The sequence below is a fragment of the Paraburkholderia sp. GAS199 genome (assembly GCF_050436585.1).
GTDB lineage: Bacteria > Pseudomonadota > Gammaproteobacteria > Burkholderiales > Burkholderiaceae > Paraburkholderia.
Window position 1 is genome coordinate 1111892 of record NZ_JBNDMM010000003.1, and the last position, 25285, is coordinate 1137176.

A 25285-nucleotide genomic window follows, 5' to 3' on the forward strand; every position below is an offset into this window, starting at 1 on the left:
GCCGACATCGCAGCCGACATCGCAGCAATGCAGCCTCCATGAAGGACATTCCCGAACCACGCGTGACACGGCCCGCCGCTCGCATCCAGGCGCCGCCTGCCGCGTTCGGCATCGACACGCTGGTCGCGCTCGCGGTGGGCGTGACGGTGGTGGCGTGCCTGTATTTCGCGCGTGCCGTGCTGATTCCGATCACGCTGGCCGTGCTGCTCAGTTTTCTGGTTGCACCGCTCGCGGACTGGATGTGCCGGTTCCGGATCGGCCATGTCGCCTCGGTGTTTGCCGCGGTATTCGTTTCGATATCCGTCATCGTGATTGCGGGCGCGGTGATCGCGACGCAACTCACCGAACTGGCGGCCGGCATTCCGCGCTATCAGGCCACCATCGAACGCAAGGTGGACGCCGCGCATAACCTCACCATCAGCAAGCTCAACCGGCTCGCCGGCGCGGCCGGCCAGGCGTTCCAGCGTGCCACAGTCGAGCCGCCACAGCCGGTGCCGTCACGCGATGCGACCTCGACTGCGGCTTCGGCCACGCACGCGCCCGCCGCCGTGCCGGTCGAAGTGCGCGAACCGGTGCCGACGCCGTTCGAACTCGCGCGGCGTGTCCTGTCGCCGGCCATCAGTCCGCTGGAAACTTCGTTCATCGTGTTCGTGGTGATGGTGGTGATCCTCCTGCAACGGGATGATCTGCGCGACCGCGCGATACGCCTGTTCGGCTCGCGCGATCTGCATCGCACCACCACGGTGATGGACGAAGCCGCGCGGCGCCTCAGCCGCTATTTCGTTTCGCAACTCGGCGTGAACGCGGGTGTCGGCGTGGTGATCGGCGTGGGGCTCTATTTCATCGGCGTGCCGAGTCCGATCCTGTGGGGCATTCTCGCCGCCTTTCTGCGGCTCGTGCCTTATGTCGGTATCTGGATTTCCGCCACGCTCGCCACGGCGCTGGCCGCCGCGGTCAGTCCCGGCTGGAGCATGGCGATCTGGTCGGTGGCCTTGTTCATCGGTGTCGAAGTGCTGGTGGGGCAGGTGGTCGAGCCGCTGCTGTACGGACGCAGCACTGGACTCTCACCGTTCTCGGTGGTGGTCGCGGCCATTTTCTGGAGCTGGATCTGGGGGCCGATCGGCCTGATCCTGTCCACACCGCTGACCTTGTGTCTGCTCGTTCTCGGGCGACACGTGCGGCGGCTCGAATTTCTCGACGTATTGCTCGGCGATCAGCCCGCGCTCACGCCCGTCGAAAACTTCTATCAGCGCGCGCTGGCCGGCGATCCCGACGAGGCGATCGAGCAGGCCGAGGCGCTGTTGCGCGAGCGCTCGCTCTCCGCGTATTACGACGAAGTGGCGCTCAAGGGTCTGCAACTCGCCGCGAACGACGTGCTGCGCGGCAGCGTCACCTCGGCGCAACTCGCGCGCATCGAAGCCACCACCAACGATCTCGTGGACGGACTGGACAGTTACGACGATCGCGCGCCGATGCGCGAGCCCGCCGAAGACAACCTGAGCGCACTGGAGCCCACCGCTGCCGAATCCGGCTCCGAAGCGGCGGCAATTCCGCCTGCGGAACCTGCGCCCGTCGAACCGCAACTGGCGGACCACCATGCGGAACTACGCGGGAAGCCGCCGGGCCGCGTGCTATGCATTCCCGGCCGCGGTCCGCTCGATGCGCTCGCCACGACTATCCTGTTGCAGGTGCTCGGCAAGCATGGCTTCGAGGCGCGCGCCTTGCCGCACGAAGCGGCGTCGCGGGCGTCGATCGAGAATCTCGATGCGAGCGATGTCGGCATCGTGTGCATTTTTTATCTGCAGATCGACGGCATTCCTTCGCACCTGCGCTATCTCGTCAAGCGCTTGCGGGCGCGCTTGCCGCACGCGTCCATCGTGGTAGGACTATGGGTCGCGCAGGATACCGACAAATGGAGCACAGATCTGCAGACTGCGATCGGCGCGGAGGTGTACGCGAGTTCCTTGCAGGACATGCTGCACGCGTGCCAGCGGATTCGACGCGCGGGAGCTGGTCAGGATATCGGCGCGGGCGAAATCGTCAGCAAGGACCTCGTTGTCGCCAACGGTTAACCGACCCATATGGCCTCGCAATAAATCAGCGGCTCAGCCGCCGTTCGATGACGTCGCCGCTTCGCCCGGTGTCTCCTGCCAGCCGCCGCCTAGCGCTTTGTACAGCGACACCAGATCGGTGCTGACCTGCGTGGTGCCCTGCGCGTATTGCTGACGCGCCTGCGCCAGTTGCCGTTCGGCGTCGAGCACGTTGATAAAGCTGGTGATGCCTTTTCTGTAGCTGTCCCGAGCGAGCAGGAACGCGTCCTGTTGCTCGGCCACACTCTGCGCGAGCGAATCGCGCCGCGCCTGATCGGTGCGATACACCACTAGCGCGTTGTCCACGTCGCGCAGCGCGAGCAGCACGGTCTTGCGATAGTCGAGCGCCGCTTCCGCTTCCTGTGCTTTCGACAGACGCAGATTCGATACCAGCGCGCCACCCTGGAAAATCGGCAGCGAAATACTCGGCCCGAACGAATAGAACAGATGCGACCAGCGCGACAGGTCGCTCGCATTGGTCGCGCGTGTGCCGATTTGCCCGGTTAGCGAGACGTCGGGATAGAACTGCGCCACGGCGACGCCGACGCTCGCCGTCGCCGCATGCAGATTTGCTTCGGCGCGGCGAATGTCGGGGCGCCGCCGCGCGAGCGTCGACGGCACGCCGACGGGCACGGTCGGCGGAACGGGCGGCACGGCGGCGGGAGTGGACAGTTCCGCTTCGAGCGCGCCGGGCGCCTCGCCTACCAGATAGGCCAGCGCGTTGAGCGCCTGCGCGATCTGCTGCTCGTATTGCGGCAACTGCGCCTGAGTTTGCGCCAGTTGCGCGGTGGCGTTTTTCAGATCCAGTTCGCTCGTGAGGCCCACTTTCGCCTGACTCTGCGTGAGCGTGACGATTTCCTGCTGCTCGTCCACGAGATTTTTCGTGACGCCTTGCAATACCTGCGCGCCGCGCAATTGCAGGTAGGTCTGCGCGACTTCCGCTTCGAGCGAGAGCAGTGCGTCGTTGCGGCTCTCCACGGCAACCTGGGTTTGCGCTTGCGCGGATTCGACCGAGCGTCGCACCCGGCCGAACAGATCCAGTTCCCACGAAGCGTCGAATCCAGCCTGCCAGAGATTGACCGGCGCGGTGAGCTGATTCAGCACGTTGTTCGCGCCGTTCTGCAAGGTCGCGCCCGCACCCGGCGCAATGGCGTTGATCGGCGAATCCGGTGCGCCTAGCTGGTTGACCTTGCCGTACACGTCGTCCGATTCGAGAAAGCCCTTGATGCCGAGTTGTTCGCGCTGATAGCTGCCGGTGGCGCGCACGTTCGGCAAGCCTTGTGCCGCCGCACTTTGCACCTGCGTGCGCGCCTGCACGATACGCAGCACGGCTTCCTGCAGATCGAGATTGCCGCGCGCCGCGCGATCGACCAGCGCGTTCAAGGTCGGATCGTTGAAGTTGCGCCACCAGCGCGGATCGGGATCGGTGTCGAGCGTCGGCACGGACGTGACCGTTCGCGCGGGCGCGAGAGCCGTGCCGCTTGCAGGCGTCGCGGCGGCGGCGGTGTTTTGGCGCGCATTATGGTTTATATCGTGCCATTGCGACGGCACGTCGGCTGTCGGCGGCTTGAAATCCGGCCCGACGCTGCACGCGGCGAGCAGCGTCGCGAGCGTCAGCACGGAGAGTGCCGGTTTGAACAGGGTGCTTTGCATGTCAATGTCCTCCTGCGCCGCCGGCGGCTTTGACCGGCGAAAAGAAGAACGTCATCGGAATACACAGCACGCAGAACACCGCGAGAATCGCGAACACGTCGACGTAAGCGAGTATCGTGGACTGCGAGATGAAGGTGGTGTACATGCGTCCCGTGGCGGTTTGCATGGCCTGCGCGAAGGGTACGCCGGTCATCTCGGCGATGGTCTGCGCGCTGCGCTGCACGGCGTCGTTGTAGTTCTGCGAAAGCGTGGACATGTGTTCGGACAGGTGAGCCATGCGAGCCTGCGTGCGCTCGCGAATCAGCGCGGTGGAAAGCGAAATACCGATCGACCCCGCGACGTTGCGGAACATCGTGAAGAGCGCGGACGCGTCGTCGTTCAGCCTCGGTGGCACCGTCAAGTACGCGAGCGTGGTGATCGGCACGAACAGGAAACCGATTGCCAGCGACTGCGCGCTGCGCATCTTGACGAGCGTGTCGTAGTCGATATCCGGCACGAGCAGATGCGAATAGGCGAGTGCGCAGGCGAGCAGGGCGAAGCCCGTTGCCACCAGAAAGCGCGTCTGCACATAGGGCATCAGCTTGCTGATGATCGGAATCTCCAGCGTGATGAGCACCGCGCCCGGAGAAAGCACGAGGCCGGCCAGCATGGCGGTGTAGCCGAGTTGCTGCTGCGCGAGTTGCGGCACCAGCACCGCGCTGCCGTACAGGATGGTCGCGAATGCGCCGATCGTCGCGCAGCCGAGCGCGAAGTTGCGGTCTTTCAGGCAGCGTATGTCCACCACCGGCTTTTTCGCGTAAAGCAGCCACAAGGTCGCGCCCACGATGCCCGCCACCGCGAGCACGGCGAACACGCAAATGAAGGTGGACGAAAACCAGTCGTCGTCTTCGCCGCGATCGAGCATCACCTGCAAGCAGCCGAGGCCGACGGCAATCAGCGTGATGCCGATGTAATCGATCGACACCTTGCTGTCGCCCTTCTTTTTCGACGGCGGATCTTCGACGAGTTGCATGACGGCGAGCGAGGTCAGCACGCCGACGGGCACGTTCAGCAGAAACACCCAACGCCATGAAAAGTTATCGGTGATCCAGCCGCCGAGCGTCGGTCCGAGCACGGGTGCCACGACGATCGCCACGGCGGAAATCGAGAATGCGCGCCCGCGTTGTTCGGGCGGAAAGGTGTCGAGAATGATGGATTGCTGATTCGGTTGCAGGCCGCCGCCAAAAAAGCCCTGCAAAATGCGGAAAATAATCAGTTGCCAGAGATCGGTGGCAATACCGCACAGGAACGAACAGATCGTGAACGCAACGATACAGACCAGGAAATAGCGCTTACGGCCGAGCAGACGGCCGAGAAAACCCGAGATCGGCAAGACGATGCCGTTGGCGACCAGATACGAGGTGAGCGTCCACGTGGCTTCGTCGTAACTCGCGGACATGGTGCCGGCAATGTGCGGCAACGCCACGTTCACGATGGTGGTGTCGAGCACTTCCATGAACGCGGCCAGCGTCACGACGATGGCAATCAGCCAGGGATTCGCCGCAGGCTTCCAGCTGGAATCGCCGCTTTTTCCATTACCGTTGTTACTACCATGATCGGCGGTGGCTGCAGTCATGCCGCCGCCTTTTCACGACATGTCGTGAGGAGCGCGCCGCGTGCGTTGACGGGCGCAAAGTTTACTGCGGATTCACCATCGGTCCGCTGGCTCCCTTGCCGGCCGAGGCCTTTTTCTCCGCCTTCTGGATGTCGTCCGGATAATGCGGATCTTGTGCGGAAGGCTCGTAGCCGTTCTTCTCCAGCGTCTTCAGTTCGGCCTTGGTCTGCGCGCGCGTGGTGGTACTTTGCGAGGGCGCCTGAGTTTGCGCCTGCACCAGATGAGCCCCGGCAACGGTGAGCAGCGAGGCCGCAAAAAGATGCATGAAAGTGCGAGCGCCATGGCTCGCGTGACGGCGTAAATTCCGGTTCATGATGGCCTCCCTGTGTGTTGCCTTCATGAAGGATTCCGTAGCATGCGGCGTGCCGTAGCCGCGTCTTGTAGCGTTGAATGCGTATCGTCATTTCAGATACACCTTCGGTGTGACCGACAGGCCGAGGCCGAGCGGTTGGTCACGCGGCAAACCGTCGTCGATGATGATCTTGACCGGCACGCGCTGCACGATCTTCACGAAGTTGCCGGTGGCGTTTTCTGCGGGAAATGCGGAGAAGCGCGAGCCGCTGCCCAGTTGCACGCTGTCGATGTGGCCGCGTAAATCGAGCTTCGGATACGCGTCGACTTCCACTTTCACCTTGTCGCCGGGACGCATGCGCTCCAGTTGCGATTCCTTGAAATTCGCCGTGACCCACACTTGCGGCGTGACGATCGCAAACAGCGATACGCCGGCCTGCAGGAACGTGCCGAGCTGCACGTTGCGGCGCGTGATCCAGCCGTCGGACGGCGAACGCACTTCGCAATAGGAGAGGTTCAGCTGCGCCTGTTCGAGTTGCGCTTCGGCCTGCTGCACCTGCTGGCGGCGCTCTTCGACGGCGGCTTCGGCCTGACGGATCTGCTGCGGCACGAGGCTCGCCGTCTGCTGCTGGGCGCGCGCCTGTTCGACACTGGCGCTCGCGGACTGACGTTGCGCGTCGGCGGTATCGACGTTCTGTTGCGAGGTGGCGCGCTGGTCGACGGCATGCTGACGCTGGTACGCCGCCTGCGCCTGCCGGAAGTTGGCTTCCGCCGACGAGGTCTGCGCCCTGGCCTGCCGGTATTGCGCCGGGTACTGCACGCGCGCAATGTCGAGCTGCACCTGCGCGGCATTCAACTGCGCCTTCGCGAGACCCACCTGCGCCTGCGCCTGATCCACCTGCGCCTGATAGTCGCGCTTGTCGATCACCACCAGCAGATCGTTTTTGTGCACGAAGACGTTGTCGTTGACCGCAAGCTGCACGACATAGCCGGACACTTTCGGCGCCATGGTGATGGCGTTGCCGTCGGTGTAAGCGTCGTCCGTCGTGACTTCGTTGCGGGTGGCGAACCACCAGATGAAAGCGACGATGGCGAGCAGAATCACTACCACTGCAAGGATGATCAGCGGCTTCTTGCCGGGGCCTTTGCCTTTTTTGCCCTGTGCGCCGTTACCGTCGTCGTCGCCGCCTTTGCCGCTTTTATCGTCCTTGCTGTCCTTGCCGCTGCTTTCTTCTTCCCTCGAATTCTGCTTCTCGTTGCGATCGTCCTGATCGTGCTCTTCCTGAGCGGAGGCGGTCTCGTCTGACATGGCGATTCGTTCCCGTCGTTCCGGATGCGTGATGCGATGGCGGAGAAAAACCGCCCGGCGGGCGGCTTCGTTTCGGTTGCGCGCTGCTTATTGCTTCCTGCTTATGGCTTATTGCTTTGCCAGGTATTGCGTACTGGAGGCGGCGCGCCGCTAGTGATGTGCTGGTTTTTGGTTCGACGAGCCGGATTTGTCCTTCGCCTTGTCGTCTTTGTCGGGGACGATCTTCGTCGTGCCGCCGGTCGACGGCGGATCGCTGGCGGGGAAGCTGTCCTCGACCTGTCTGTCGATCTGCTTTTCCGACTTGTTGCCGTGCGGATGCTTCTCTTTGCTATCACTCATGGCGTTTTCTCCTTGCGTCTGGCGCGGATTCGCGCGGGCCGTCTCGTGTGTTCAGGTTGTTTGCAACGTGCGTATGAATTCCTGCATGAATGACGCGGCAAGGCGTGTGAAAAAGTCGCGCGACTCAAGCGGTTTTGACGATTTCAAGCGCGCGTGCAACGTTCAGGCCATCTTTCATTGCTTCGATGAGCCGCGCGGTTTGCGCTTCGCGTTCGCATGCGAGCGCGGCGACCACTTTGTCGTCTTTCACGTAGAGCGCGACGAATTGCTGGCGATCGAGATCGCCGTCGATCACCACGTCGTCCCATTCGCTCGCGTGGCCGAGATACTCGAAGTTCTTGCCGAAGTGGTAGGTCCAGAAATACGGCACGCCGTTGTAGCGACGCCGCGCGCCGCACATGTTTTCCGCTGCTACGCGCGCATGTTGCTGGGCGACCCGCCAATGTTCGACACGTACCGGTTCGAGGTCTTCATGCAAGGGAAACACGGCGATATCGCCGGCGGCGTAGAGGCCGGGCGCCGCCTGCATGCCGGCATTCACGATCACGCCGCCGTCCTTGTTCAAGGGCAATCCTTCGACGAATCCGGTGGCGGGCGCGACACCCGTGCCGAGCAGCACGATGTCGGCGTCGATATGCTCGCCGTTGTCGAGCATGACCTGATGGACGTTGCCTTCCTCGCCTTCGAGCGACGACACCTTGCTGTCGAGCCGGAAGCGCACGCCGTTACTTTCGTGCAGATGGCGGAACATCGCGCCCACCCGTTCGCCGAACTGTTTGGCGAAGGGCACGGTTTCCGGTGAAATGACGGTCACAGTAACGCCGCGTTTTTTCAGCGCCGATGCGGTTTCGAGTCCGATAAAGCTGCTGCCGAGAATGGCGACCTGGGTGGCTGACGGAGCGGAATCGCCGATGGCCTCGACGAGCGAAGCGGCGTCGTCCAGGCTGCGCAGCACGTGCACGCCGCCGAGTTCGCATCCGGCAATGGGCGGGGTCTTCGGTGTGCTGCCGCTGGCGAGCAGCGCGGTGTCGTAATGCAGTTCGGCCCCTGTTTCAAGGTGAATCTTGCGTTTGGGCACGTCGAGCCGCGTGATTCGCGCGACCACACGCTCCACGTCGTGATGCTCGTACCAGTTTTCAGGGAGTAGCGGCGGCACGTCGTCCGGCGTCATTTCTCCAGACGGAACGAATTTACTGAGGGCGGTGCGATCGTAAGGCGCGTGCGCTTCCGCGCCGATCAGGGTGAGGCGGCCGGCAAAGCCGAACTCGCGCAGCGCGGCACAGGCGGCGGCGCCCGCCGCTCCCGCGCCGATCACGACGTAATGCGGTTCGCGTGACGATGCCTGCCGTACCGGTTGCGTCGTTTTCTCGGGCGTCACCATCACCTCGTCGCCGCTGACGACCACCGGATAGCGGTCGAGCGCGAGGAGCGGCGGCGGTTCGAGCACCGCGCCACTGGCGGCGTCGAAGGTGCCTTTGTGCCACGGGCAGATGATGCGGCCGTTGCACAGCGCGCCTTCTTCGAGCGGCGCGCCGGCGTGCGGACAATCGGCGCTGTAAGCGTGGACGGTATCGCCTACGCGCACGAGCAGGATCTTCTCGTCGTCCACGACGACACGTAGGGCGCGGTCTGTTCGCAATTGCGAAAGTCGGGCAACGGGTCGGGCGGAAGTCGACATGATGATCCTTCTTCGGAGACTGTAAGGTGAGCCTTGCCGTTCAACGCGTGAGTTGGCTGCGTTTGCAACTTTCGCGGCGGCGCAGCAGAGCGCAGGCCGCGAGGTCATGCGCTGCGTCAGCAATTCATGTGCCCGAGAGAAAGGGTCCGCCGGCAAGCCGCCAAACACGCGTACGAATCGAGCAGAAAGCGTTGTCATGTCGATGCGCGCTATGGAGAAGCGCAGAAGTGCGGTAAATTCCGGGTGAAAAGGGAATTGGCGCACGAACAAACCTGTGACGCGGCGCGCCATCTCATCGCGCGGTATGAAAAAGCCACCCGTTACCCTTACTTTTCTTTCTTGGAGATCGTGACCGTGCAGCGTGCGGAACGTGTCGCAGTCGATTTCCCCATGCCGACGCGCAACTTCGCGGCAACGCGGCGCATGCTGCTGATCGTGCTCGTCGTGTCGATCGCATTTCCGTTGGCGTGTCTCGCCGGTTACGGCTATTTCGATTACCAGCGCCGTATTGCCGATTCGAACGATATGATCGACCGGCTTGCGCGCGTCGCGGAAGAGCAGGCGGTCAAGGTGCTGGACCTGAACCAGCAGATGGCTTCGCGTGTCATCGAATTGCTGGGCTATCAGGACGACGGCGAGGTTCGCGCACACGAAGCAGCCTTGCATGACCGCTTGCGGGAAATCGGTGGCGATTTTCCGCAGGTGGCGTCCATCTCGGTACTCGGCTCGACGGGTAATCTGCTGGTGTCGAGCCGGACCTATCCGGCGCCCGCGCTCTCGATCGGTCAGCGCGAAGATTTCACGTCGGCGCGCGCCATGCGCCCGCAGCCGTATTTTTCGCTGGCGATGTTCGGGCCGTTGTCGCAGACCAAAGTATTCAACACGCTCATCGGACGTTCCGGCGCAAACGGGCAATTCCTCGGCGCGGTGTCGGTGGCGCTGCGAAACGAATACTTCGCGCGTTTCTATCGCGAACTCACGAACGGCGACACGTCGCTCGCACTCGGGCTTTACCGGCAGGACGGCAGTCTGCTGGTGCGTTATCCGGCCTGGCCGGAGGGCGCGAAGCCCACGCCGCAAAGCGCGTTTATCGAAGCATTGCGCGACAAACAGCTGTTCGGTCACATCCGCCTGCATTCTTCCGTGGACGGCGTGGAGCGTCTGCTGGCGTTTCGCCGTGTCGGCGACTATCCGCTTTACGTGATGAGCGCCTACGCAACCAGTTCGATCACGAGCGCCTGGTGGAGTCACTTCCTTTTGATCGCCGCGCTGACCGCGGTGCCGTGTCTGGCGATCTGGCTGCTGGTGGTGTACTCGATGCGCCAACTCGAGGCCGAACGGCGCGCGTGGGAGCGCTGGCAGGGCGAAGTCGCCATGCGTCTCTCGGCGGAAGCGTCGAGCCGTCAATTGCAGCGCATGGGCGCGCTCGGCAACCTGGTCGCCAACGTGGCGCACGACTTCAACAATCTGCTGATGGTCGTGTCCGCCAATACGGAACTCGCGCGCCTGAAACGCTTTAACAACCTCGAAAAAGAAGTGCTCGCGGTGGAGCGCGCCACCGCGACGGCGGAGTCGTTGACGCGGCGTTTGCTGAGTGTCGCGCGCAAGCAGCCGCTCAAGCAGGAAGCCGTCGATCTCGCCAAATGGTTGCCCGCCGCCGCGCCGCTCATCGACGCAGCGCTCGGCGACAACGTGGAAATGGCCTTGCATATGGTCGACGAAGTCTGGCAGGTGCTGGCCGATCCCACCGACCTCGAATTCGCCATCATGAATCTCGCGGTCAATGCGCGCGATGCCATGCCGCGCGGCGGCCGCTTCGTGATCCGCTGCCAGAACAATCGGCTCGTCAGCAGCGACACGCTGTTGCCGGACGGCGAGTATGTGCTGATCGCCTGCTCGGACGACGGTGAAGGCATGCCGGAAGCCGTGGCGCGTCGCGCGTTCGAACCGCTCTTCACCACCAAACTGCGCGGATCGGGCACGGGTCTCGGTCTCGCGCAAGTGCTCGCGATGTGCGAGCAGGCAGGCGGCACGGCGAAGATCGACAGCGTGCCGGGCAGCGGCACGACAGTACGGCTCTATCTGCCGCGTTATCACGAACGTCAGAAGGCGAGCGCGCCGGAACTCGACAACGTGCGGCAAACCGTGCCGGGCACCGCCGGTGTGGTGCTGCTGGTGGAAGACAACGAGGACGTGGCGGCAGGCGTGGCGGCCGTGCTGGAAACATTCGGCTGCGAAGTGCGGCACGAACCTACCGCCGACCAGGCGCTCGACGTACTGAGTTCCGGCGAGACCTTCGAACTCGTGCTCTCCGATATCCAGATGCCGGGCAAGCTGAACGGTATCGACCTTGCGGAAAAGGTGAAGAGCGCCTGGCCCGCGCAAAAGATCGCGCTCATGACCGGCTATGCCGATGAACTCGAGCGCGCCCGCCGTCTCGGTGTGGCGATACTCGCCAAACCCTTCAACATCGACGAACTTCATGCTCTCGTAGCTTGCGAACCGTAAGCGGCGTGATGGTGGATTCTTCTTTCTCCGGTCTGTTTCAGTCGTTCGGGCGTTTGCGGCACAGTGCTTGCTGAAAAGTGGATAAGGTCTGCAGAACTGGCGCGGCCGGTCGATGCGACCCACCTCTTATCGGACAGGAGAACGTCATGAAAATCAGAAACGCTTTGGTTATTTCCACGCTGCTTGCCGCTTCGTCGCTCGCCATGGCCCAGGGTGCCGGCGGTGGCGGCGGTGGTCCTGCCGGTAACGATCCGAATGGCGGCACGAACGCCGGCGCAACCCGCGAGGGCGGCGACATGCAGGCTTCCGGTGCGATGGCGCATTCGAAGTCGAAAAAAATGCATCACTCGAAAACCAAAAAGCCCGCGATGGACAGCGGCACGACGACCACGCAATAAAAGTCGTGAGGTTGAAATCAGAACGCGGCGCCTGGATTTTCAGGCGCCGCGTTTTCATTTTGTTCGGTGCATCTGTGGATGCTTCGACGTGCCGCTATCAACTGACGAATCCCAGTCGTGACGCGGCTTTCCGCCCAACGTGAAAGCCGCACACCTGGCATCAAACGGGTATAGCGCTTGCTGAATTTCGACGGCATGCACGACCGTCGAATGAGCAGCGCAGAGCGTTTCATGGTGTCGTGTTTACCGCTATCAGGAGTCTGTCATGACACTCGGCGATACGCTCAAAGGTATGGTCGGTCTGGATCCAACCGGGCATGCCGATCCCGACATGAAAGCGGTGCTCGACGCACTGAAAAGTCTCGAGCCGAAACCGATCGCACGTTGCACGGTGGCAGAAGCGCGGCAACAGCCGACCATCGCGGACGCCGTCAGAAAACTGATGACCGATCCGGCATTCAGCGCGCGACCTTCGCTCGAACTGGAAGCCGTGCGCACGCAGGACTTCGTGATTCCCGGCGCGATGGGCGGCAATCCGGCGCGTCTTTATACGCCGCAGGGCGAAGGTCCGTTTCCCGTGATTCTGTATTTTCACGGCGGCGGTTGGGTGATGGGCAATCTCGACACTTACGACGCGACGCCGCGCTCGATGGCTGCGCAAAGCAGGGCGCTGGTGGTCTCCGCGCACTATCGGCAGGCGCCGGAACATCGCTTGCCGGCCGCTCATGACGACGCATTCGCGGCATGGCGTTGGGTCGTCGACAACGCGGCGATTCTCGGCGGCGTTCCGTCGCAGATAGCGGTGATGGGCGAGAGCGCGGGCGGCAATCTCGCCATCAACGTGTCGATTCGCGCGCGCGATGCCGGCTTCCGTTTGCCGATGCATCAGGCGTTGATCTATCCCGTGGTCAGCAACAACATCGTGTCGATATCCTATGAGGAGAATCGCAACGCGAAGCCCTTGAACAAGGCCATGATGCTGTGGTTCGTCGAAAATGTGATCAACGACAGAAACGACCTGACGAGTCCGTTGATCGATGTAGTGAGTGCCGATCTGTCGGGCTTGCCGCCTACGGTGGTGGTCACCGCCGGTATCGATCCGCTGCGTTCGGACGGCGAAAAGCTCGTGCACAAATTACAGGTGGCCGGTGTGCCGGTCGAGCATCGCAACTATCGCGGCGCAACGCACGAATTCTTCGGCACGGCTGCGGTGGTGCAGGCCGCGCGCGACGCGCAGGCCTTCGTGTCGCTCGCGCAGCGTCAGGCGTTCGGCGCGGCGCCGCTTTAAGATTCACGCGACGACGCCCGCCGCACAGCATGGGCTCATTCGCCGATCAGATGCAGCACGATATCGCGATGCTGCGTATGCCGGCGATGCTCGAACAGATACAGGCCTTGCCAGGTGCCGAGCACGAGGCAGGCATGTTCGACCGGTATCGAAAGCTGCACTTGCGTGAGCGCAGTGCGCAGATGGGCGGGCATGTCGTCGAGACCTTCGGCGTCGTGTTCGTAACGCTCGGCGTCTTCGGGCGCGAGGCTGTCGAAGTAGCGCTCCAGATCGCGGCGCACCGAGGGGTCGGCGTTTTCCTGAATCAGCAGTGACGCGGACGTATGCCGGCAAAACACGGTCAGCAGGCCGGTGTCGATACCCTGTTCGCCGACGAAGCGGCGCACTTCATCGGTGAATTCGACGAGGCCGCGAGCGCGGGCCTTGATGCTCAGATGATGAATGGCTTGTCGCATGATGGTTCTAGAAAATTCACGCAGAGCGCACGCGCGCTCAGAGTGCGGCAAACGCTTCGACGATCTCACCGGCATTGGCCGGGCGTACCACGCGCGCAACCTCCTGGCCGTCGCGCAAGAAAATCAGCGTGGGCCAGAGCTTGACCTTGAACGAGCGGCCAAGCGGACGGCCCGGCCCGTCTTCGATCTTCAGATGACGAACCTGTGCGTGCGGTTCGAAGGCCTGCGTAATGGAAGCCTGCGCGCCCTGGCAGTAGCCGCACCAGTCGGTGCCGAATTCGAGCACGGTCGCGCCCGCGAGTGCGTCCACCTCGGCGCGCGAGGGGGCGGTGGGTGAGTAGGCGGTAGCTGTTGCCATGAAGGCTCCTTTGTCTTCTGGATCAATGTTCTATCGTGACCATCTCGTGATGTCGTCGCGCGGCCGTCATGCCCATGCCACGCATAACCTGGCATCAAGGTTAGCAGCTAAGGCCGGACGCCGTCAGCCGCGACCAATTTCCATCCTTTTACCGCCGCGCTGTGTTAAACATCGCCATCGGCGCGCGACGCGCCGCTAACCGCTATGTTGGGAAGGAAATGGGAGAGCGAATTTTTCTGCGTCATCCGGACAAGGATGAAACCGTGGCAGTGAGCGTCGGCTTCAGTTGGGGCGCGCTGCTGCTGGGCTTCGTCTGGGCGCTGTCGAAGAAAATGTGGTTTGCGGCCTTCGTGATGCTGGCCATCAACGTGCTGCTGTTTTTCACCGGACTGTGGGGCGAGGCCGGCGACATCATCGGCCTCGTGCTGTCCGTGCTGTTCGGTTATGCCTGCGGCCAGTATGGCAACCAGTGGCATCGCTGGACACTTGAAAAACGCGGCTACACCGTTCTATAACGGCTCACGCGGGTGCGCGGATGGCTGTCCGCTTGCGCTCGCGAACAATGTTTCGTCGTTCCACGTGCTGACCCGAGGGAGTCCATTCATGCCGATCGTTGCCGCTGTCCGACCCGCCGTCCGACCCGCAGTCCGACTGTCACCGACACGCCTTGTCCGCCGCAATCTGACGGGCGTGGCATTCAGCGCGTTGTTCTGTCTTGCGTCGTTGGCGTCGCTGACGTCTACGGCGCGCGCGGCCGAACCGGTGGCCGCGCCACCCGCCGAAGCGTCGGCGGGGTCGGCGGCGTCCGCGCCGTCGGATACTTTCCTGCTCACCATCTTCCTGCGTCACGACGAATCCAAGCCGCTACCGAAGATCAACGACCAGCTGCGCGAGCAGGGCTTCTTCAAGACCTTCCCGCCGCCGGGTATCGAAGTGGTGTCGTGGTACGTGATGATGGGCGTCGGTCAGGTGGTGACGTTGCGTGTTCCCGCCAGCCGCTTGCGCGAAGTCAACCGCGCGATCGAAACGACTGCGTGGGGCGGCTATCGCACCGAGTTCTATCCGACGTACGACTACAAGGAACAGGCGCAGAAGATGCGCGCCACGGACGGCAAATGATGCGCCTCCCTCGGCGTCGTACGAACAGCGTGCCGATGGACGCCTCGGGCGCCGTGAATATGGGACAGCGACGCGTGGGTTTACGCGCCTGCAAGCTAGGCCGATAATGCCCCGGTCACTCTGGCTACGAAGCCCGGCGACGCGGCAGCGTCGCGCGGGCCCGCTCTCCCTGACCCACCGCCACCCGTGTTGAAAACTTCGCGTTTTTTCGACCTGTTACGCATTCCCGGCTTCAAGCCGCTGGCCGCCGCCACCCTCATGCTCGGCGTGGCCATGTCCTTCACCGCTCCGTATCTGTCGCTGTTCGGCGTCGAACGCGCCGGCATGACGCCGTTCAGGCTGGGTGTCTTCATGACGTTGATCGCGGCCAGCGGCGTGCTTGCCAGCACCTTCGCCGGACGCTGGAGCGACCGCAGCGGGCGGCATCGTCCCTTGCTGCTCGCGGCGCTCATCGCCACCGCGCTCGGCTATCTGTCTTTATGCGTGGTGCGTGATTACCGCTTGCTGCTGGTGGTCGGCATCGTCTTTATCGGTGCGGGCGGCTCGGCCATTTCGATGGTGTTTTCGTTCAGCCGCGCGGCGTTGCCGGTGCCGGACCCGGCGGAGCGCGCCTTCGCCAGCGCCACCTTGCGCACGATCCTCTCGGCGGCGTGGGTGTTCGGTCCGTCGGTGGGCGCGCTGGTGCTCGCGGGCACGAGCTTCTACGGGCTGTTCCTGTTTGCCGCGGCGAGCTTCGGCGCGTGCGCCACCATCGTCTGGCGCATGCGCGAGCCGCAAGGCCATCTCGGCGATCACACCGTGGAAGACACCGCGTCGGAGCCGTCGGCGTCGATCACCGTGCCGCCGCTCACGGCGCCCGGCGAAGACGCGCACGAAGACCTGCCCGGCGTCGCCTCGCCCAACGACATCCGTCGCGCGGTGGCCGCGCTCACGCTGCTCGGCCTGGCCGCCAACGCCACCATGATCGTGCTGCCGCTTTACATCGTGCACGGCCTGAACGGCACACATCTGGACGTGTCGGTCATGCTCGGGCTCGGCGCACTGACCGAGATTCCGATGATGCTCGCGCTCGGCGCGAAGTCGTCGACGCTGCACAAGCCGAACTGGCTCGCGGCCTGCGCGGCGGTGCACGCCGTGTATTTCGTGGCGATGTCGATGGCGGGCGGTGTGCACGTGCTGATCCCGATGCAGATGCTCAACGCGTTCGTGGTCGCCGTCACGTCCTGCCTCGGCATGACCTATGTGCAGGACCTGATGCCGGCGTCGCCCGGACGCGCCACCGCGCTCTTTTTCAACGCGGCGCGGGTCGGCTCGATTCTTTCCGGCGTGTTGTCGGGTTTGCTGGTGCAAGCCTTCAGCTATCGCGGCACGTTCCTGTTCTGCGGACTGCTGGCCTTGTGCGCGCTGGTCCTGTTCGCCGTGCCGGGTTATCGTTATCCGTTGATGTGGCGTGCGGTGCGGCGCTTCGCGATCGAACGTTATACGCGCTTGCGGACCAGGGCGCGTTGAGCGCATCAGCGCATGCCTGTGAATGCACGTCCGTTCGCAACGGCCGACATGCCGTCGATGTAAGCGGAGTGTCAGTCAACGCGGTTTCCCGTCGCGCAAGTGTGATCTGTTGCCGGGTTTCGGCGTCGGCGCGGAACTTCCGGCGCTGCAAAACCTCTGCAATAGAGCGTATCGTCGCTGTGAGGGACGACGCTGCGCGTCATGATGTCCGTTCCACTGCAAAGCGAGCAATACGCTGCTACCGTGTGTCCGACGGACACGAGCGGCGGCCGCTAAAGTGAACGCGCATTGCCGAAGTACAACGAACAGAATCGATCAGCGCATCGACGCAATTTCCGGAGCGAGATATGCAGCTAGGCATGATTGGATTGGGACGCATGGGTGCCGACATGGTGCGGCGTCTGACAAAGGGCGGTCAGCATTGCATCGCTTTCGACGTGCAGCCGGCAGCGGTGGAGAAGCTGAAACAGGAGGGCGTCGCGGGTGCCGCGTCGCTCGAAGACCTGGTCGCGCAACTCGACAAGCCGCGCGCCATCTGGCTGATGGTGCCGGCCGCGGTGGTGGACGCCACGCTGGAGAAACTCGTGCCCCTGCTCGAGCCCGGTGACATCGTGATCGACGGCGGCAACTCCTATTATCACGACGACATCCGCCGCAGCGCCGATCTCGCGAAGCTGCAACTGCATTACGTGGACGTCGGCACGAGCGGTGGCGTGGCCGGCCGTGAGCGCGGTTATTGCCTGATGATCGGCGGCGAGCCGGAAGTCGTGCAGCGGCTGCAGCCGATTTTCTCGACGCTGGCGCCGGGCGCCGGTGCGGCGCCCGCCACGCCGGGCCGCGCCGCGGATGCCGGCACGGCCGACCAGGGCTTTCTGCACTGCGGCCCGCACGGCGCGGGCCATTTCGTGAAGATGGTCCACAACGGAATCGAGTACGGCATCATGGCCGCCTACGCGGAAGGTCTGAACATCTTGCATCACGCGGACGCCGGCAAGCATGCCCGCGAAGTGGACGCCGAAACGTCGCCGCTGCGTCGCCCGGAACTCTATCAATACGATCTGAATCTCGCGGAAGTGGCCGAGGTGTGGCGGCGCGGCAGCGTGATCGGCTCGTGGCTGCTCGACCTGATCGCGGGTTCGCTGGTCAACGACGCCGATCTGGCGAACTACGCCGGACGCGTGTCGGATTCCGGCGAAGGGCGCTGGACGATCGCGGCGGCCATCGACGAAGGCGTGCCCACGCCGGTGCTGAGCGCGGCGCTGTTTGCGCGCTTCAGCTCGCGCGGCGAGGCGGATTTCGCCAACCGCGTGTTGTCCGCCATGCGGCATGACTTCGGCGGACACGTCGAGAAAGCGGCCACGCTGGTTGCGGGTCCGAACGCGGCAGGCGGATCGGCCGGGCCGAAAAGCTAACGTATGGGAACCGCCATGGATGCCACGAAGGCAGCACCTCACGAAGTCGTCTTCCTGTTCGACTGCGACAACACCTTGCTGGACAACGACCATGTGCTGGAAGATCTGCGCGCGCACATGCTGCAGAAGTTCGGCGCGGAAAACAGCGCGCGTTACTGGGAAATTTTCGAGCAGTTACGCGGCGAACTGGGTTACGCCGACTACCTCGGCGCACTGCAGCGTTACCGTCACGAGCATCCGCGCGACACGAACCTGCTGACCATCTCGGCCTTCCTGATCGACTATCCGTTCGCGAACCGGCTTTATCCCGGCGCGCTGGATACGCTGCGGCATCTGGGCAAGCGCGGTCCCACCGTCATCCTCTCCGACGGCGACGTGGTGTTCCAGCCGCGCAAGATTTCCCGTTCGGGCTTGTGGGAAGAGGTCGGCGGCCGGGTGCTGATCTACATCCACAAGGAACTGATGCTCGATCAGGTCAAGGAATGCTACCCGGCGCGGCATTACGTCATGGTGGACGACAAGCTGCGCATTCTGACGGCCATGAAAAAGGCGTGGGGCGAAAACCTCACGACCGTTTTTCCGCGCCAGGGGCACTACGCTTTCGATCCGAAAGAGATCGCCGCCAATCCACCGTCGGATATCACCGTCGAGCGGATTGGCGAGCTTGCGGAGATCGACGTGGATCTGCTGCTCAATCAAGGTTTGAGCGGCGGCGCCTGAGGCGGCGCGTTGGCTCGTTGGCTGTTTGCGGCGGCGCGTGTGGATGGCGCGCTTGCCGCCGCGCTTGAAGCCCTCTTTGCAACGGCATTAGAAACCGCGCCCGACTCCCGCCGCCGCGTTCGCTGCGATTTCAGCCACCGTCGCTGATTCCACCTGCCAGCGTTTTCAGGCGGGCGGCGGTGTCGCCGGCACCCATCCTCGCGGCGGCGTCCAGTGCGGTGACGCCGCTCGCATCTCGCGCGGCCGGATCTGCGCCGTGTTCGATCAACAGGTCGACGATCGCCGTGCGGTTGAACATCGCCGCGATCATCAGGGCCGTGCGGCCGTCCGGCGACGCGCCTTCCACGTTGGCACCATGCGCGAGCAGCGTTTCGATCACGGTGTCGAAGCCCTTGAATGCCGCGCCCGCAATCGGCGTCTGCCCATTGTCGTTGCGCAGGTCGGGATCGGCGCCGAGTTCGAGCAGGGTGCGCACGGCATCCGCGTGACCGTGATAACTCGCAAGCATGACGAGGCTGTCGCCCTTGTCGTTGCGCAGATTGGGCGGTACGCCTTTTTCGATCACGGCGGCCAGCATGGTGGCGTCGCCGGTCCGGGCGAGATCGAAGACCTGTTGCGCTAGTTCGAGCAGTTCCGGGTCGATCTGCGAGGCGTCTGGCTTTCCAGCAGCCTGGGATGCGTCAGCGGGGTCTTTCATGGTCATTTCCTTGCACCTCCTTGTAATAGGCCGCGGGCTGCGCCGCCTGCGCGGTGCGTTCGACATTGGTCAGGATACACGCGCTGCACGGCGCGTGCCCGCTGCCGGCGTGCGCCGGGATCACGACGGCTCAAGCGTCAGAGCGAGCCGAACAGTTTGACCAGCAACCCGAACACGCCGATCGTGACCGCGAGGCCGACGAACAGCAAGACGAACGACAGAAGAAGGACGATGAGCGCCTTGAGGCGGCTGGGGGAGGACATGGTGGCCGTTCGTTCCTGTTGGTTTGGTTAGTGATGAAGCAAGTAAAGCATGTAGAGCAGGCTGAAGCAGGGCAAGACTGGCCGATGCGGTCCGCGATCGCGCACGCAGCCGCCATAGCTTAATCGTATTTGCGCGAACAGGTCGTGGGGAACGGCATGGGTTGCCGCGCGAGCCGGGCGTTGCAGCTGGTCGCCGCCCGCTGGTGCCCAAAGCAAAACAGACGCAGCGGCCGATTAGGCGCATGATGGGCCAGTGTCGCCTCGCGCAACGCGAACTGCATCGTGCCGCGCGCCTGGGAAAAATAACGAACGGAGACAAGGACAATCATGACATCCGCAATCTGGGGCATCGTAGGCGGCGTGACGGCCCTCGTCGCAGCCTCGTTTTATCTGCGCCAATACCGTTTCACACGCCGACCGGACCCGCGCTGGTCGGGTAAAAAGCGCTGATTTTTCAACTTCCATCGTGAAGCATCGACACTCGCCGGTGCAATAAAGGGAATAGCCATGAATCGATCAACTTCTGTGCGGGCACTGCCGTCGCAACCGCGTCATGCGGACACGCCTGCAGCCGTGCGCGACCGGCGCGCGGAACTCCGTCGCGCCGACGACGAGCGCGCAGAACAGCGCATACAGGACGACGCCCGCAACGACCCGAGCGCGGGTAAGTGGCGTTATCGTCCGCCGCATGGCGACGACAAGGCGATGGAGTAAGCCAAAATTCGCGCCCAATGACATGACCCAGGCATCGCTAACTGCGGAAGGTGTCCGCCCGGTTTTCAATCTTCGCAGTAACGTCAAAGGGCAGGGCGCGTAAGAACGCGCCGCTCGACTGTCCGAGCCATTCGCGCCAAGCGCGCCATTCGTCACCCGCGCCACGCATGCGTGACGAAGCCACTGGCGCGATTGCGGCAACTTGCCACCCGCATCCAGATCAAGCGTTGTACGATTGCCTCGAACCATGCGGCGGCCACTTTGTCACACTGCTGACGACCGACACCGTATGTCGAAAGCCGCGCGCGCCGTGCCTAAACCCGCCTCGTGTCACACGCATGACAGCACAGCGCAAAGCCGCATTTTTCGCGCTGACGGCACACGCATTACCCGTATTCGCCCTGACCACCGCAAGACTTCGCTGCACCACCCGCCAACCAGCCTGACAGTCCTTTTCGAGGAGTGACGCCATGGCCGAAGCAGCTTCACGTTCGACCCCGCCCACCACACTGGATGCCGACACCTTGCGCAAGATGGATCGCTACTGGCGCGCCTGCAATTATCTGTCGGCCGGCATGATCTATCTGCGTGACAATCCTTTGCTGCGCGAACCGCTCAAGACCGAACACATCAAGAACCGTCTGCTCGGGCATTGGGGATCGGACCCGGGTCAAAGCTTTTTGCTGGTGCATCTGGACCGGCTCATCAAGCTGCACGATCTGAACATGATCTATCTGGCCGGTCCCGGCCACGGTGCGCCGGCATCGCTCGCGCACTGCTATCTCGAAGGGCACTACTCGGAAATCTACCCGGACCGCAGCGAAGACGAAGCCGGCATGCGGCGCTTTTTCCGTCAGTTCTCGTTTCCCGGCGGCATCGGTTCGCATTGCACGCCCGAGACGCCCGGTTCCATTCACGAGGGCGGCGAACTCGGTTACAGCCTCTCGCACGGCTACGGTGCCGCGTTCGACAATCCCGACCTGATCGTCACCGTGATGATCGGCGACGGCGAAGCGGAAACCGGCCCGCTCGCCACGTCCTGGCATTCGAACAAATTCCTCAATCCGATTCGCGACGGCGCCGTGCTGCCGGTGCTGCATCTGAACGGCTACAAGATCGCCAACCCGACCATCCTCGCGCGCATTCCGCGCGAAGAACTCGAAGCATTGCTGACCGGCTACGGTCACCGGCCGTATTTCGTCGAAGGCGACGATCCGGAAGTCATGCATCAGCAGATGGCCGCCACGCTCGAACAATGCATCAATGAAATTCGCGGCATCCAGCAACATGCGCGCGCCAACAACGACGCGACGCGGCCGCGCTGGCCGATGATCGTGCTGCGCTCGCCGAAGGGCTGGACCGGGCCGAAGGAAGTGGACGGCCACAAGGTGGAAGGTTCGTGGCGCGCGCATCAGGTGCCGGTGCTCGACCCCGTCACGAATAGCAAGAGTCTTAAGCTGGTGGAGAGCTGGTTGCGCAGTTACGAGCCCGAGTCGCTGTTCGATCAGAGCGGGCGGCTCGTGGAAGAGTTGCGCGAACTCGCGCCGCAGGGCGCACGCCGCATCAGCGCGAATCCGCACGCGAACGGCGGTCTGCTGTGCAAGACGCTCGACATGCCGCGCTTCCAGGACTATGCAGTGGCCGTAAAAAAACCGGCGGCCTCGTACACGTCGCCCACCGACGTGCTCGGCACGTTTTTACGCGACGTGATGCGCCGGAACATGACGAACTTCCGCGTGTTCGGACCCGACGAAACCGCCAGCAACAAGCTCACGGCCATTTACGAAGCGTCGGAGAAAACGTGGCTCGCGCAAACCGAACCCAGCGATGCCGACGGCGGCGAGCTTTCCGTGGACGGTCGCGTGATGGAAATGCTCAGCGAGCACACGCTCGAAGGCTGGTTCGAAGGCTACGTGCTGACTGGCCGCCACGGGCTGTTCGCGAGTTACGAGGCGTTCGTCCACGTGATCGATTCGATGTTCAACCAGCACGCCAAATGGCTCGAAAAAGCCAAGCGCGATCTCGGCTGGCGGCAACCGGTGCCGTCCGTCAATCTGCTGATTACGTCGCTCGTATGGCGTCAGGATCACAACGGCTTCACTCACCAGGACCCCGGCTTTCTCGACGTGGTGACCAACAAAAGCCCGGACGTCGTGCGTATTTATCTGCCGCCGGACGCGAACTGCCTGCTCAGTGTCGGCGACCACTGCCTGCGGTCGCGCGATTACGTCAACGTGATCGTCGCCGACAAGCAGCCGCATTTGCAGTACCTCGACATGGAGTCGGCGGTCACGCATTGCACCAAAGGCATCGGCATCTGGGACTGGGCGTCGACCGATCAGGGCGTCGAGCCCGATGTGGTGATCGGCTGCGCCGGCGACATTCCGACCATGGAAGCGCTGGCGGCGGTCCAGATTCTCAAGGAACGTTTTCCGGACCTGAAGATCCGCTTCGTCAACGTGGTCGATCTGTTCCGTCTGATGCCCGAGCACGAGCATCCGCACGGACTGTCGGATCGCGATTTCGATTCGCTGTTCACCACTAGCAAGCCGGTGATTTTCAACTTCCACTCGTACGCTTCGCTGGTCCATAAACTCACGTACAACCGTACCAATCACGATAATCTGCACGTTCACGGATACCACGAGAAAGGCAACATCAACACGCCGCTCGAACTCGCGATCATCAATCAGGTGGACCGCTTTTCGCTCGCAATCGACGTGATCGACCGCGTGCCGTCTTTACGCGGGGTCGGCGATCATACGAAGGAATGGCTGCGCGGGCAGATCATCGAGCATCTCGATTACGCGTATACCGAAGGGATCGACAAGGAAGAAATCCGCAACTGGACGTGGAAGGCTTGAGCGAGGCGCGCCATGCAGACAGATAGCCCAACGGCCGGGCAGACGCCGACGATACTCGTGTTGAACAGCGGTTCGTCGTCGTTGAAATTCGGCATTTTTACGCAGGTGGATGGCGACGAAACGCTGCTGCTCGAAGGCAGCGCGCAAGGCATCGGGCGGCCCGACGGCAGCTTGCGCATCGGCTCGCCCGACGGGCAGGTGCTGGTGAAGCAGGATCATGTGCTGGAGTCGCAAACCGACGCGTTGAAGAAGCTCTCGCAATTGCTCGACGAGCGGCACTACGCGCAGCCGGCGGCGGTGGGACACCGTGTCGTGCATGGCGGGCCGCATCTGCGCGCGCATCAGCGTTTGACGCCGGAGGTTTTGCAGAGTCTGCGCGAGGCGGTGCACTTTGCGCCCTTGCATATTCCGCCGGCGCTCGCACTGATCGACGAGGCCATGAAGATTTTCGGCGACGTCCCGCATTTCGCCTGCTTCGACACCGCCTTTCACGCCACGCTGCCGCCGCGTGCCGCGCAATTGCCGCTGCCGCGCCGCTACGTGGAGGCCGGCGTGATCCGTTATGGCTTTCATGGGCTGTCGTACGAATCGATCGTACGGCGACTCGGCGCGGACCTGCCGCCGCGCGCGGTGTTCGCGCATCTGGGCAATGGATCGAGCGTGTGCGCGCTGCACGAAGGCAAGTCCGTCGATACGTCCATGGGCATGACGCCGACCGGCGGCGTACCCATGGGCACACGCAGCGGCGATCTCGATCCGGGCGTGTTGCTGTATCTCATGCGAGTCGAGAAACTCGACGCCGCCGCGCTCGAAACGATGCTGAATCGCGAGAGCGGACTGAGCGGCTACTCCGATGGCGAGAGCGATATGCAGGCGCTGGAAAAACGTGCCGCTGCCGGCGACGCGAATGCCGCGCTCGCCATCGAGGTTTTCGCCAGCGCAGTGCGAAAAACGATCGGCGCGTATGCCGCGTTGCTCGGTGGCATCGATCTGCTGGTGCTGACAGGCGGGATCGGCGAACACAGCGCCGAGGTGCGCAAACGCATCTGCGAGGGACTGGCGTTTCTTGGCTTACGCGAGAACGATCCGGCGGGGAAAGTGCGGGTGATCCACACCGAGGAAGAAAAGCAGATCGCGAGGCATTGCCGGGATTTGCTGGATGGCGGCGCTTCGGGGTGAGCTTACTTTTTCGCTTTGATGGTGGTGCGGTCGGTGACGCGGGTCACGCCGAACAGGCGGGTGACGTCTTCGAGCATGGCCGTGTGTTGCGCGTCGCGGGCGAGTTCGCCGCTGAGGGTGAGGTTGCCGTGGGCGACGTGCAGGGTGATGGTGTCGCGGGGGATGGCGGCGTCCCAGGCGAGACGCCGTGCGGCCTCGGTGGCGATGCGGGTGTCGGAGTAGGGGTGCATGTTTTTTTCGTGTTTCGATTGGGCGGTGGGTGTTTTAGTTTAGGAGTTTTTTTGCCTGCTGGCGGGCGGTGCTTTTTTTTCTTGGTGGTTTATTGGTGTTGCCCCTGTGCGGGGCGGCACTTACTTTCTTTGCCGCGGCAAAGAAAGGTAAGCAAAGAAAGCCGCTCAAACCGCTAACCCTAAGCGGGCATCTCTTATAACGACACGGAGTGGAGACCGATAGGGCCGACCGTGGATCGTTTTCCGTAGTGGTACAGCAGTCATCCGTTCCGGCGACGCTGCGCGCGCCGGAGCGGTACTTCAACAAACCACTCACTTCGTTTTCCGTTAGCGGAGCCGTCGGCTTTGCCTCGGCGAGATGCTCAACGGAAACCTTCGGTTTCCCTTTATGTGCCCCTCGGCGCGCGAAGCGCCGCCGGAACTGATGACGGCCTTGTCACTCACGCGGAGTGCGCGACGCGCCGGACGCTCCGGGGCCACCGCCGCAAAGAAGTGCCACCGATAACGAATAGCATTAGCGGTGTGAGCGGCTTTCTTTGCTTACCTTTCTTTGCCGC

The 25285-nt window shown here is 63.2% G+C and carries 25 protein-coding genes; 13 read left to right on the forward strand and 12 right to left on the reverse strand.

From position 1 onward, the window contains the following. Positions 1-38 precede the first annotated feature (38 nt). Positions 39-2072 (forward strand): AI-2E family transporter, encoded by a 2034-nt coding sequence (locus tag P3T18_RS16525; RefSeq protein ID WP_429300980.1) that lies wholly within the window; start codon positions 39-41, stop codon positions 2070-2072. Between the two features lie 33 nt (positions 2073-2105). Here P3T18_RS16525 and P3T18_RS16530 read toward each other — a convergent pair whose 3' ends face one another. The 6 genes from P3T18_RS16530 to P3T18_RS16555 all read right to left on the reverse strand — a co-directional run bounded on the left by P3T18_RS16530 (position 2106) and on the right by P3T18_RS16555 (position 9014). Beyond that, the gene (locus P3T18_RS16530; RefSeq protein ID WP_429300981.1) at positions 2106-3743 is read right to left on the reverse strand and encodes an efflux transporter outer membrane subunit; all 1638 of its coding nucleotides are present in this window, start codon (positions 3741-3743) and stop codon (positions 2106-2108) included. A 1-nt stretch (position 3744) separates the two neighbouring features. Further along, entirely contained in the window at positions 3745-5358 is a 1614-nt protein-coding gene (locus P3T18_RS16535; protein WP_429300982.1) for a DHA2 family efflux MFS transporter permease subunit, read from the reverse strand. A 61-nt stretch (positions 5359-5419) separates the two neighbouring features. Beyond that, complete coding sequence (locus P3T18_RS16540) at positions 5420-5710, reverse strand: DUF4148 domain-containing protein (RefSeq protein WP_429300983.1); 291 nt, start codon at positions 5708-5710, stop codon at positions 5420-5422. 87 nt (positions 5711-5797) lie between these two features. After that, positions 5798-6997, reverse strand: a complete 1200-nt coding sequence (locus P3T18_RS16545) for an HlyD family secretion protein (protein WP_429300984.1) — start codon at positions 6995-6997, stop codon at positions 5798-5800. 150 nt (positions 6998-7147) lie between these two features. Further along, on the reverse strand, positions 7148-7336 hold the full coding sequence (locus P3T18_RS16550) for a hypothetical protein (protein ID WP_429300985.1): 189 nt from the start codon (positions 7334-7336) through the stop codon (positions 7148-7150). A 124-nt stretch (positions 7337-7460) separates the two neighbouring features. Next, the gene (locus P3T18_RS16555) at positions 7461-9014 is read right to left on the reverse strand and encodes an FAD-dependent oxidoreductase (RefSeq protein ID WP_429300986.1); all 1554 of its coding nucleotides are present in this window, start codon (positions 9012-9014) and stop codon (positions 7461-7463) included. A 354-nt stretch (positions 9015-9368) separates the two neighbouring features. On the opposite strand from P3T18_RS16555, the gene P3T18_RS16560 reads away from it, so the two are divergent. From P3T18_RS16560 to P3T18_RS16570, 3 genes are all read left to right on the forward strand, one after another. Further along, complete coding sequence (locus P3T18_RS16560; protein WP_429301123.1) at positions 9369-11522, forward strand: ATP-binding protein; 2154 nt, start codon at positions 9369-9371, stop codon at positions 11520-11522. 146 nt (positions 11523-11668) lie between these two features. Next, positions 11669-11920, forward strand: a complete 252-nt coding sequence (locus P3T18_RS16565; protein WP_429300987.1) for a hypothetical protein — start codon at positions 11669-11671, stop codon at positions 11918-11920. A 265-nt stretch (positions 11921-12185) separates the two neighbouring features. Continuing rightward, complete coding sequence (locus P3T18_RS16570; RefSeq protein WP_429300988.1) at positions 12186-13208, forward strand: alpha/beta hydrolase fold domain-containing protein; 1023 nt, start codon at positions 12186-12188, stop codon at positions 13206-13208. A gap of 35 nt (positions 13209-13243) precedes the next feature. On the opposite strand, the gene P3T18_RS16575 is transcribed toward P3T18_RS16570, so the two are convergent. Further along, entirely contained in the window at positions 13244-13663 is a 420-nt protein-coding gene (locus P3T18_RS16575; RefSeq protein ID WP_429300989.1) for a secondary thiamine-phosphate synthase enzyme YjbQ, read from the reverse strand. 37 nt (positions 13664-13700) lie between these two features. Next, positions 13701-14021 (reverse strand): thioredoxin family protein, encoded by a 321-nt coding sequence (locus P3T18_RS16580; RefSeq protein ID WP_429300990.1) that lies wholly within the window; start codon positions 14019-14021, stop codon positions 13701-13703. Positions 14022-14239: 218 nt separating this feature from the next. On the opposite strand from P3T18_RS16580, the gene P3T18_RS16585 reads away from it, so the two are divergent. The 5 genes from P3T18_RS16585 to P3T18_RS16605 all read left to right on the forward strand — a co-directional run bounded on the left by P3T18_RS16585 (position 14240) and on the right by P3T18_RS16605 (position 18781). After that, a complete protein-coding gene (locus tag P3T18_RS16585; RefSeq protein WP_429300991.1) occupies positions 14240-14536 on the forward strand; it encodes a DUF2628 domain-containing protein in 297 nt (98 codons plus the stop codon). Positions 14537-14624: 88 nt separating this feature from the next. Beyond that, positions 14625-15140, forward strand: a complete 516-nt coding sequence (locus P3T18_RS16590; protein WP_429300992.1) for a hypothetical protein — start codon at positions 14625-14627, stop codon at positions 15138-15140. 186 nt (positions 15141-15326) lie between these two features. Beyond that, a complete protein-coding gene (locus tag P3T18_RS16595; RefSeq protein WP_429300993.1) occupies positions 15327-16649 on the forward strand; it encodes a sugar efflux transporter in 1323 nt (440 codons plus the stop codon). Positions 16650-16996: 347 nt separating this feature from the next. Next, entirely contained in the window at positions 16997-18061 is a 1065-nt protein-coding gene (gene gnd, locus P3T18_RS16600; RefSeq protein WP_429300994.1) for a phosphogluconate dehydrogenase (NAD(+)-dependent, decarboxylating), read from the forward strand. Positions 18062-18076: 15 nt separating this feature from the next. Beyond that, on the forward strand, positions 18077-18781 hold the full coding sequence (locus tag P3T18_RS16605; RefSeq protein ID WP_429300995.1) for an HAD family hydrolase: 705 nt from the start codon (positions 18077-18079) through the stop codon (positions 18779-18781). 130 nt (positions 18782-18911) lie between these two features. Here the strand turns inward: P3T18_RS16605 and P3T18_RS16610 are convergent, their stop codons facing one another. The 3 genes from P3T18_RS16610 to P3T18_RS16620 all read right to left on the reverse strand — a co-directional run bounded on the left by P3T18_RS16610 (position 18912) and on the right by P3T18_RS16620 (position 20070). After that, positions 18912-19478, reverse strand: coding sequence for an ankyrin repeat domain-containing protein (locus P3T18_RS16610; protein WP_429300996.1), 567 nt, complete (start codon positions 19476-19478; stop codon positions 18912-18914). Between the two features lie 137 nt (positions 19479-19615). Next, entirely contained in the window at positions 19616-19741 is a 126-nt protein-coding gene (locus tag P3T18_RS16615; protein WP_429300997.1) for a hypothetical protein, read from the reverse strand. A 119-nt stretch (positions 19742-19860) separates the two neighbouring features. Then, entirely contained in the window at positions 19861-20070 is a 210-nt protein-coding gene (locus P3T18_RS16620) for a hypothetical protein (RefSeq protein WP_429300998.1), read from the reverse strand. Here P3T18_RS16620 and P3T18_RS16625 point away from each other — a divergent pair. The 4 genes from P3T18_RS16625 (at position 20069) to P3T18_RS16640 (ending at position 24498) form a co-directional block, all read left to right on the forward strand. Beyond that, complete coding sequence (locus P3T18_RS16625) at positions 20069-20191, forward strand: hypothetical protein (protein ID WP_429300999.1); 123 nt, start codon at positions 20069-20071, stop codon at positions 20189-20191. The genes P3T18_RS16620 and P3T18_RS16625 overlap by 2 nt on opposite strands. A gap of 57 nt (positions 20192-20248) precedes the next feature. After that, the gene (locus P3T18_RS16630; RefSeq protein WP_429301000.1) at positions 20249-20455 is read left to right on the forward strand and encodes a hypothetical protein; all 207 of its coding nucleotides are present in this window, start codon (positions 20249-20251) and stop codon (positions 20453-20455) included. A gap of 470 nt (positions 20456-20925) precedes the next feature. Continuing rightward, positions 20926-23319, forward strand: a complete 2394-nt coding sequence (locus P3T18_RS16635) for a phosphoketolase family protein (RefSeq protein ID WP_429301001.1) — start codon at positions 20926-20928, stop codon at positions 23317-23319. A 12-nt stretch (positions 23320-23331) separates the two neighbouring features. Next, positions 23332-24498 carry an acetate/propionate family kinase gene (locus P3T18_RS16640; RefSeq protein WP_429301002.1) on the forward strand — a complete coding sequence of 389 codons (1167 nt, stop codon included), beginning with the start codon at positions 23332-23334 and terminating at the stop codon, positions 24496-24498. Positions 24499-24500: 2 nt separating this feature from the next. Here P3T18_RS16640 and P3T18_RS16645 read toward each other — a convergent pair whose 3' ends face one another. Then, complete coding sequence (locus tag P3T18_RS16645) at positions 24501-24728, reverse strand: BON domain-containing protein (protein WP_429301003.1); 228 nt, start codon at positions 24726-24728, stop codon at positions 24501-24503. Between the last annotated feature and the right edge of the window lie 557 nt (positions 24729-25285).

Bases quoted from the DNA above. Each gene is read 5' to 3' on its own strand.
- P3T18_RS16525 (WP_429300980.1), top strand. From the start codon at position 39: ATGAAGGACATTCCCGAACCACGCGTGACACGGCCCGCCGCTCGCATC.
- P3T18_RS16530 (WP_429300981.1), bottom strand. From the start codon at position 3,743: ATGCAAAGCACCCTGTTCAAACCGGCACTCTCCGTGCTGACGCTCGCG.
- P3T18_RS16535 (WP_429300982.1), bottom strand. From the start codon at position 5,358: ATGACTGCAGCCACCGCCGATCATGGTAGTAACAACGGTAATGGAAAA.
- P3T18_RS16540 (WP_429300983.1), bottom strand. From the start codon at position 5,710: ATGAACCGGAATTTACGCCGTCACGCGAGCCATGGCGCTCGCACTTTC.
- P3T18_RS16545 (WP_429300984.1), bottom strand. From the start codon at position 6,997: ATGTCAGACGAGACCGCCTCCGCTCAGGAAGAGCACGATCAGGACGAT.
- P3T18_RS16550 (WP_429300985.1), bottom strand. From the start codon at position 7,336: ATGAGTGATAGCAAAGAGAAGCATCCGCACGGCAACAAGTCGGAAAAG.
- P3T18_RS16555 (WP_429300986.1), bottom strand. From the start codon at position 9,014: ATGTCGACTTCCGCCCGACCCGTTGCCCGACTTTCGCAATTGCGAACA.
- P3T18_RS16565 (WP_429300987.1), top strand. From the start codon at position 11,669: ATGAAAATCAGAAACGCTTTGGTTATTTCCACGCTGCTTGCCGCTTCG.
- P3T18_RS16570 (WP_429300988.1), top strand. From the start codon at position 12,186: ATGACACTCGGCGATACGCTCAAAGGTATGGTCGGTCTGGATCCAACC.
- P3T18_RS16575 (WP_429300989.1), bottom strand. From the start codon at position 13,663: ATGCGACAAGCCATTCATCATCTGAGCATCAAGGCCCGCGCTCGCGGC.
- P3T18_RS16580 (WP_429300990.1), bottom strand. From the start codon at position 14,021: ATGGCAACAGCTACCGCCTACTCACCCACCGCCCCCTCGCGCGCCGAG.
- P3T18_RS16585 (WP_429300991.1), top strand. From the start codon at position 14,240: ATGGGAGAGCGAATTTTTCTGCGTCATCCGGACAAGGATGAAACCGTG.
- P3T18_RS16590 (WP_429300992.1), top strand. From the start codon at position 14,625: ATGCCGATCGTTGCCGCTGTCCGACCCGCCGTCCGACCCGCAGTCCGA.
- gnd (WP_429300994.1), top strand. From the start codon at position 16,997: ATGCAGCTAGGCATGATTGGATTGGGACGCATGGGTGCCGACATGGTG.
- P3T18_RS16605 (WP_429300995.1), top strand. From the start codon at position 18,077: ATGGATGCCACGAAGGCAGCACCTCACGAAGTCGTCTTCCTGTTCGAC.
- P3T18_RS16610 (WP_429300996.1), bottom strand. From the start codon at position 19,478: ATGAAAGACCCCGCTGACGCATCCCAGGCTGCTGGAAAGCCAGACGCC.
- P3T18_RS16615 (WP_429300997.1), bottom strand. From the start codon at position 19,741: ATGTCCTCCCCCAGCCGCCTCAAGGCGCTCATCGTCCTTCTTCTGTCG.
- P3T18_RS16625 (WP_429300999.1), top strand. From the start codon at position 20,069: ATGACATCCGCAATCTGGGGCATCGTAGGCGGCGTGACGGCCCTCGTC.
- P3T18_RS16620 (WP_429300998.1), bottom strand. From the start codon at position 20,070: ATGATTGTCCTTGTCTCCGTTCGTTATTTTTCCCAGGCGCGCGGCACG.
- P3T18_RS16630 (WP_429301000.1), top strand. From the start codon at position 20,249: ATGAATCGATCAACTTCTGTGCGGGCACTGCCGTCGCAACCGCGTCAT.
- P3T18_RS16635 (WP_429301001.1), top strand. From the start codon at position 20,926: ATGGCCGAAGCAGCTTCACGTTCGACCCCGCCCACCACACTGGATGCC.
- P3T18_RS16640 (WP_429301002.1), top strand. From the start codon at position 23,332: ATGCAGACAGATAGCCCAACGGCCGGGCAGACGCCGACGATACTCGTG.
- P3T18_RS16645 (WP_429301003.1), bottom strand. From the start codon at position 24,728: ATGCACCCCTACTCCGACACCCGCATCGCCACCGAGGCCGCACGGCGT.